Origin of the sequence: Hymenobacter sp. AT01-02 (assembly GCF_000961955.2) — a bacterium.
Classification (GTDB): domain Bacteria; phylum Bacteroidota; class Bacteroidia; order Cytophagales; family Hymenobacteraceae; genus Hymenobacter; species Hymenobacter mucosus.
This window is the reverse complement of record NZ_JZIR02000195.1, coordinates 1-993: the sequence shown is the minus strand read 5'-3', so window position 1 is coordinate 993 and position 993 is coordinate 1. Positions and strand designations below refer to the sequence as shown.

The 993-nt window shown below is 54.6% G+C and carries 1 protein-coding gene and 1 pseudogene; one reads left to right on the top strand and one right to left on the bottom strand.

Annotation, left to right across the window (positions count from 1 at the left end):
• The first annotated feature begins 332 nt into the window (after nt 1-332).
• On the top strand, nt 333-482 hold the full coding sequence (locus tag VI25_RS24950) for a hypothetical protein (RefSeq protein WP_152981780.1): 150 nt from the start codon (nt 333-335) through the stop codon (nt 480-482).
• Between the two features lie 239 nt (nt 483-721).
• On the opposite strand, the pseudogene VI25_RS22290 reads toward VI25_RS24950, so the two are convergent.
• Nucleotides 722-993 (bottom strand): annotated as a pseudogene (locus VI25_RS22290) (beta-xylosidase); the annotation flags it as partial.

Sequence of the window (993 nt, the reverse complement as noted above, 5' to 3'; positions counted from 1 at the left end):
CGATGCGCTTTCTGCCTTGCAGTATCTACAGGCGGCAGAAGTTCAGGGCCTACGGGCCTGCCGGGGGCGCAGGTGTATTGGGGTGGCTTGGAGGCGACGTGCATTGCCGGCTATAGATTGCTACAACGTGAGTGGCCTACCCTCACTGTCAAGGCCAAACCCTTCTGGAAATAGCCGTAGTAAAGAAGTCCCGTGGCGGACAGACCACGATGACCAGCTAACGATGCTTGTAGCGCCACGACCCCCGGTGAGTATTTTGTATAAACTAGGCCCGAGGCTAGAATAGTACGGGTTAGCCATGCCCATGCAGGTTCTTCCTACCCGGCGGGTGAGTGAGAACCCAAGGTGAGTCTGAAATTGCCGACCATCTTGGCATTTCTAAACGCACCGTGGAAAACCAGATTACGACCGCCTTGCCGCATCTGAAGATTTCCTTCAAGAACGATATGGGTTTGCTCTTCCTGCTAGGAAGTCAGTCCTAGTAAAAGTTGAGCGCATACGGGTACAGTAGTGCTTGCTTTTAGGCGCGTGTAAAGCGCGTTGCTCGGATTAGAAATCGTTAGGTGCTACTAATCCTTTCAAGAACTCTTCCCTCTACTAGCTGCGTGCTGTTAGGTGGTATCTCTTCGTCTTAACGACCAGGGCTTAAGCACAAATGCCGTTAACGCCGCTATTTTCCTAGCCCACCGGATCACGAATCCTTTACTCCACAAAGTGTGACCTACCAACTGAGCTGGACTAGTGATACGCCTTGGCGCGGCAACGTGAAGTTCAGTTCAGCCTGTCCGTTCCGGAGTTTGAGTTGGGTGGGAGGCGCTAGTTGGGCCAACTGGCCGGCTTGCGCTAAGGTAGCTTGCTGGCTTTCGGTAACTTGCTGAGGCGACCCCAGCACCCGCCAGGCGGTGTAGGCGTTGCTGTGTTGCTCATCAATGCGGTAGTGATGCAGCGTGGCGCGCTTGGCATTGGCAGGTAGGCCGTGCAGAGTCAGGGCCA